Genomic DNA, 791 nt, shown 5'->3' with positions numbered 1-791 from the left:
GCTCCGCGCGCAGGGTTGCCATGAACAGCGAGAAAAACGGCACCGTCTGCTGATATTCGAACGCCTCACCGAACAGTGCCCGAACACCGGCCTTCTCGGCAAGCAACAAGACCTCGGTGAGCAACCGGCTCTTGCCGATGCCCGGTGGGCCCTCGATGACGAGCACACCCCCGCGCCCCCGGGCCACCGCATTGACCCGCGCGCCAACCGTTTTCAGCTCGTCTGCCCGCCCTCGAATCGGCGAGGTGATCAAGCGTTGGCCGCCGACATCAAATAGGCCGGTTGAAGACCCCACGGGAATCCCTGTCTTCCATCTACCGGACTGCCACTGCAGTGCACACCATTCTAGGTGTGCACGTCACCCAGGGTCGCGCATGAGCCGCGCCAGTTGGGAACGGGAAGTGATGCCCAACTTGGCGAAAGCGTTGTGTACGTGGGTTTTCACGGTGTGGGGGGAGAGATGCAGCTGCGTGGCGACGTCGCGGTTGGTCGCGCCCTGTGCGATGAGGTTGATGATCTTGAGTTCGGAATCGGTGAGGCTGTCCCAGCCGGTTTTTGACCGCGGGTGAGCCACGATGCGCCGTTCCACGCCTAATCGGCGCAATGTGCGGCCGACCCGGCGGGCATCGGCAATCGCCTCACACTCGATGTAGGTGTCGAACGCCGCGTTCAGTTGGTCGATCGCCTCGGCGTCGCGCCGTGCGCGAGCCAGCTCGCCGCCGGCGTCCTCGGCAGCACTGGCGTACAGCAGCGGCCGCGGAAACCCGCGAAGCGACTCCGCAACGGCCACC

At 65.0% G+C, this 791-nt stretch carries 2 protein-coding genes; both read right to left on the bottom strand.

Features of this window, described 5'->3' with window-relative positions; translation table 11 throughout:
• Positions 1–253, bottom strand: a 253-nt coding sequence (locus A9X05_RS06525; RefSeq protein ID WP_231978271.1) for an AAA family ATPase, incomplete at its 3' end; no start/stop codon positions are given.
• A 105-nt stretch (positions 254–358) separates the two neighbouring features.
• A partial coding sequence (locus A9X05_RS06520) for a helix-turn-helix transcriptional regulator (protein WP_197498949.1) occupies positions 359–791 on the bottom strand: 433 nt, incomplete at its 5' end.

The sequence above is a fragment of the Mycobacterium sp. E3298 genome (genome assembly GCF_001666895.1).
GTDB lineage: Bacteria > Actinomycetota > Actinomycetes > Mycobacteriales > Mycobacteriaceae > Mycobacterium.
The sequence above is the reverse complement of the archived record's forward strand: the minus strand, read 5'-3'. Positions and strand labels throughout refer to the sequence as shown.